At 41.7% G+C, this 5258-nt stretch carries 5 protein-coding genes; 4 read left to right on the top strand and 1 reads right to left on the bottom strand.

The window, feature by feature from the left end:
* The 4 genes from gldG to WKF69_RS08640 all read left to right on the top strand — a co-directional run.
* Positions 1-1201: gliding motility-associated ABC transporter substrate-binding protein GldG (gene gldG / locus WKF69_RS08655; protein WP_340381201.1), on the top strand; the 1201-nt coding region annotated here is incomplete at its 5' end.
* Between the two features lie 113 nt (positions 1202-1314).
* Positions 1315-2439, top strand: a complete 1125-nt coding sequence (gene dnaN, locus WKF69_RS08650) for a DNA polymerase III subunit beta (protein WP_340381200.1) — start codon at positions 1315-1317, stop codon at positions 2437-2439.
* A 240-nt stretch (positions 2440-2679) separates the two neighbouring features.
* Positions 2680-3333: a DedA family protein gene (locus tag WKF69_RS08645; RefSeq protein WP_340381199.1), complete on the top strand. Its 654-nt coding sequence runs from the start codon at positions 2680-2682 to the stop codon at positions 3331-3333.
* Positions 3334-3373: 40 nt separating this feature from the next.
* Positions 3374-4030, top strand: coding sequence for a VTT domain-containing protein (locus tag WKF69_RS08640; protein ID WP_340381198.1), 657 nt, complete (start codon positions 3374-3376; stop codon positions 4028-4030).
* Here WKF69_RS08640 and WKF69_RS08635 read toward each other — a convergent pair.
* Complete coding sequence (locus WKF69_RS08635) at positions 4027-4977, bottom strand: zinc dependent phospholipase C family protein (RefSeq protein WP_340381197.1); 951 nt, start codon at positions 4975-4977, stop codon at positions 4027-4029. The genes WKF69_RS08640 and WKF69_RS08635 overlap by 4 nt on opposite strands.
* Between the last annotated feature and the right edge of the window lie 281 nt (positions 4978-5258).

The following is a 5258-nucleotide window of genomic DNA, read 5'->3' as shown; positions in this document are numbered from 1 at the left end:
CGGAGTTGATCCGCAGCAGGTATTGAACAACTCTATCCAGAATTTGGAATATGCCTTTGCAAGTACGATAAAGAAGGCTACAAGTGGTGGACGACAGAGAATAGGTTTTACAGAAGGCCATGGAGAGCTAAGCGACCTGCAACTGAGCGATGCGATGAATTCTCTTGCCGACTGGTCAGAAGTTGGCCGGGTAAATCTTGCTACTATAGGTTTTGAAGGGCTTGATAAGCTGAAAATGCTGGTAGTAGCAAAGCCTGAAAGGGAGTTTGCGGAAGCCGAGAAATATAAGATCGATTACTTTGTAATGAAGGGCGGCCGTGTTTTATGGGCAATCGACCAGGTAAGTGCTGAGCTTGATAGCTTGCGGGGCGCTGGTGAGCAGCTGGCGTTTGCAAAAAAGCTTAATCTGGATGACATGTTGTTCAGGTATGGGGCCCGGATCAATTATGACCTGGTTGCTGACCTCAACAGCGCCCGTATCCCATTGAATGTTGGAGCGGTAGCCGGGCAGCCACAGATCCAGCTGCTGCCATGGATCTTCTATCCAGTGTTCATTCCCGTATCGACACACCCCCTGGTAAAGAACCTCGATGGTATTCGTTCGGAATTTCCTTCGACAATCGACCTTATTAATGTTAAAGGTGTAAGAGGAGAGGTCGTTTTGTCTTCCTCGCCTTATAACAGGAAGATTGATGTCCCTACCATGCTTTCTTTGCAAATGGTAGAACAGGAGCCTGATCCAAAATTATTTCAGGGTGCACCCAAGGCGACTGGAGTGCTGCTTGAAGGTGAGTTCCCTTCAGTATTCCGAAACCGCCCCGTTCCTGCAGGTATTACTGGAGCAGCGAGCATCCCCGGGACGAGCAAGCCTGGTAAGATGCTTCTTATTGCAGATGGTGATATTTTTAAAAATCAGGTCAATGCCTCTGATGGTTCACACTATCCCCTGGGATTTGATCGGTATACCGAAGAGCAATATGCCAACAAGAACTTTCTTCTCAATGCAGCAGACTACCTTATGGATGATTCCGGGATAATAGAATTGCGCAATAAGGAAGTTAAGCTTCGATTGCTGGATAAGACAAAAATCAGAAGTGAAAAGACTTTCTGGCAAGTGATTAATCTTGCCCTGCCTCTAATAATGTTGATAGCCTGTGGTATTTTTCAACATTACTTCCGTATAAGGAAGTATGCCCGTTAAATTGTATATTTTTACAGAGTATTATTAATAATTTACCTGATTGTTATCGTTCAATGGCTGATTAGGATAACCGAAAAAGCTTTACTATTATTGTTTTTCAGATATTTTTGAATATGAGATTTATAGTTTCTACATCTACATTATTAAAACAGCTGCTTGCCGTTAATGGCGCATCCAGCAGCAGTACTGTTTTGCCTATTCTTGAGAACTTTTTATTTGAGATTAAAGACGGAACGCTGACTGTTTCTGCTACTGATCTTCAAACCAGTATGACTACCTCGTTGGCTGTAGAATCAAAAGAGGATGGTAAGGTTGCCATTCCCTCGAAAATTCTATTGGAGACGTTGAAAACGTTGCCAGATCAGCCAATCTCTTTTTCAGTAGACGACAAGACCTTTTCAATTGAGATAAGTGCTGGTGACGGTAAATACAAACTAAGCGGAGAAAATGGAGAAGATTTTCCAAAGATCCCGGTAGTTGAAAACGCTTCTTCTGTAGCCATGCCGGCTTCAATTCTAGCCGAAGCTATTAATAAGACGCTATTCGCGGTCAGCAGTGATGAACTTCGTCCTGCAATGACTGGAGTTTATTGCCAGTTAAGCCCGGAGCATATCACCTTTGTAGCTACAGATGCTCATAAGCTGGTTAGGTATCGGAGGCTGGACACTAAATCGGAGTCGGCAACAACCTTTATCTTGCCTAAAAAGGCGCTGACACTACTTAAATCGTCATTGCCGTCAGATGATGTTCCTGTTGCTATTGAATATAATAACACAAGTGCTTTTTTTAGATTCGGCAATATTAATCTGATTTGCCGTCTTATCGATGAAAGGTATCCGGATTACGAAGCTGTTATACCGAAAGATAATCCGAACAAACTTGTCATAGACCGTTCACTGTTGCTGAATTGCCTGAGAAGGGTTGTTATTTTTGCTAATAAGACAACACACCAGGTAAGGTTGAAGATTAATGGCAGTGAGCTTAATATTTCTTCGGAAGATATTGATTTCGCGAATGAAGCTCATGAGCGTTTGACCTGCCAGTATGAAGGGGAGGATATGGAGATTGGTTTTAACGCCAAGTTCCTGATCGAAATGCTTAATAATCTTGGTGGTGAAGAAGTACTTTTAGAAATGAGTACCCCTAATCGTGCGGGTTTATTAATGCCACAAACACACGATGATCAGGAAGATGTTCTGATGCTTGTAATGCCTGTTATGCTAAATACATACGCCTGATTAAGTCCTTGATATTAATAGATGTTACTAAGCCCGGTTTAAGAACCGGGCTTTTTTTTATATACAATGTTGGGTTGCATGCTGGAAGATCTATACTATTTACACCAGGCATACTTTATATACAAGCGTTTCCGCAAGTTTGATAACACATGATTAATATAATCCATTTGCAATAAAATAGAAAATCCAGGTCTTTTAGCCTGAGTTTTCTATTTTTGTGAGAAATTAACAAATCGCTTTTTGGAACTAATTCAGCAGCTTCTCGATTTCATTCTTCACATCGACAAGCATTTAATTGAAATTGTTCAGGACTATCAAACCTGGACCTATCTGATCCTTTTCTTTATCATTTTTGCTGAGACCGGTTTTGTGGTAACTCCTTTTTTGCCGGGAGATTCCCTTCTTTTTGCTGCCGGCGCGATAATAGCAAAACCTGAAAGCGGGCTTAATATATTTCTTATGTGCGCGCTGCTAATTGTAGCGGCAGTGTTAGGTGATCTGGTCAATTATCATATCGGCAATTATATTGGCCCCAAGGCGTTCAGCGGAAAATACAAGTGGCTGAAGGCTGAATATCTGGAAAAGACCCAGCAGTTTTACGTCAAGCATGGCGGTAAAACGATCATCTATGCGCGTTTTATTCCTATTGTAAGAACGTTTGCACCCTTTGTTGCCGGTATTGGAACCATGAGCTACTCAAAGTTTGCCTCATACAATGTTGTGGGCGGAGTTTTGTGGGTAGTTTCATTCCTTTTCATTGGATACTTCTTTGGTGGTTTGCCCGTTATTAAGGATAATTTCACCTATGTCATTTTTGGCATAATTATACTCTCAATATTGCCTCCGATCATAGAGCTAATCCGCGAGAAGCGCAAAAGTTCTGTAGAGCTTTAATATTTGGTTCATTCATATTTATATATTTTACGATCCCACATTGGAATTTATAACAGAGCTTTTTAATTTTATCCTTAACATCGATAAGTACCTCGTCAAAATAGTTAGTGACTACCGCACCTGGACTTATCTAATCATTTTTCTAGTAATCTTCGCAGAAACGGGATTTGTTGTAGTTCCCTTCCTTCCGGGAGATTCCCTGCTTTTCGCAGTAGGAGCACTCATCGCAAAAGGCGATACAGGACTGGATATTTACATTATGGGCTTGTTGTTAATAGCCGGGGCTATATTGGGTAATACCGTTAATTATTTTCTTGGCAATTACTTTGGACCTAAGGTGTTTAAACCAGAAAACCGGATACTTAAAGTCGATTACTACAATAGAACGCAGGACTATTTTGACAAAAAGGGTGGCAATATGTTAATAATAAGCCGCTTTATGCCCATTTTTAGGACGGTTGCCCCCTTTGTCGCGGGTGTGGGCAAAATGAACTTCGCCCAGTTTACATATTATAATGTTGTAGGTGGTGTGCTGTGGATAGTGAGCTTTCTGGGGATAGGATTTGTTTTTGGTAACATCCCTTTTATTAAAGAGCACTTCACGTATGTGATGCTGGTAATTATGATTCTGACTATTTTTCCGGCGATGTTTGCGGCGATAAAAGCCCGAAGAACGATGAGTCAGGAAGATATTTAATTTTCATCCCTTCCAATAATTTTACCCTTTTCATAAGATTGCTGCTCGTTATCCTGAGCTACCTTTTCTTGAGCGGTAATCTCGATTTTAACCAGGCCCTTTAGGCCAGGCTGCCCAGCATCAACCCATGCAGAATACCAGTAGCTTCCCGTTTTCAAGACTGATGATCGCATCTGCGCCTCCACCATTCCATTCAAAGCATCATGATATGCCCTGGAATATGCTTCTGAATACTGGCGCTCCACACGCCCATTCCGTTCGCTGAAAGTGAATTTTTGGTTGGAGGGGAATGATCTATTCAAACGTGCTTCGATTAGAAGAACTGAATCTTTATGGCTCTGAGCTTTCTTAACTATTGCCCAGGCTTCTTTCAGCGGGTTTGAAATATACTGGGCACGGCCAACTAAAAAATCATACTCCCTATGAAATAGCTCAGGCAAGCGGCTTTCCCAAAAACCATGAATACCATTCTGGCCGGTAAGCTGCCCATTATAGTTTTCTGTTGTATGTAAAGGTACATGTGCATCCGAAATGTAGTGCCCCAGATCGGCAGATAATCTAAGTATCCGTATAGAATCCCTGGCTTCAAAAGCCTTAACCAAAGAATAATAGGTTCGCTCAATCTGCCAGGGAACAATCCCATTCTCATATAAAACTTGCTCGGTGTATTTAGCTGCAGCGTCCTTCCATTTCTGAGGGATACTGTCAAATGGAGCAGTTCCATATCTGTCAGCATCGATGAAATGCCGTGGAGCTTCTAAAGTATCAGCATAGCGGCGCTTATCCGGATCGACAGCATGCCCGGTGATGAACTGAATATTGTTTTTATAAAATCGTATCATCCCTGATGGCAGAGTAAAAACGGCAAGCCTGTTGATGTTTTGATGAGCAAAAAACCCCCAGGAGGAACAGCTTAGAAGTATGATGATCAGTAGTATAAACCGCATTCTCAAAATTAACCATACACGACTATTTTTAGATTGGTTGTATGGAATTTTGAGGGAACGGTCATCTACCTAAATATGAGGTTCATTATCCTGACTTGTTTTCTTCTCTTATCCGGCCTTACATCCTTTTGCCAGGATAGTTTTAATATGAAACTCTCAGATGCCGCTCTTGAGCTGACAAGGGATAAGGTAAAGTATGACCCTAAATATTATTCCATACCGTATCCCAATGGAGATGTTCCAGCAAATATTGGGGTATGTACCGATGTTGTGATCCGCGC

Source organism: Daejeonella sp. (assembly GCF_037719425.1).
Taxonomy (GTDB): domain Bacteria; phylum Bacteroidota; class Bacteroidia; order Sphingobacteriales; family Sphingobacteriaceae; genus Daejeonella.
The sequence above is the reverse complement of the archived record's forward strand: the minus strand, read 5'-3'. Positions and strand labels throughout refer to the sequence as shown.

Bases quoted from the DNA above. Each gene is read 5' to 3' on its own strand.
- dnaN (WP_340381200.1), top strand. From the start codon at position 1,315: ATGAGATTTATAGTTTCTACATCTACATTATTAAAACAGCTGCTTGCC.
- WKF69_RS08635 (WP_340381197.1), bottom strand. From the start codon at position 4,977: ATGCGGTTTATACTACTGATCATCATACTTCTAAGCTGTTCCTCCTGG.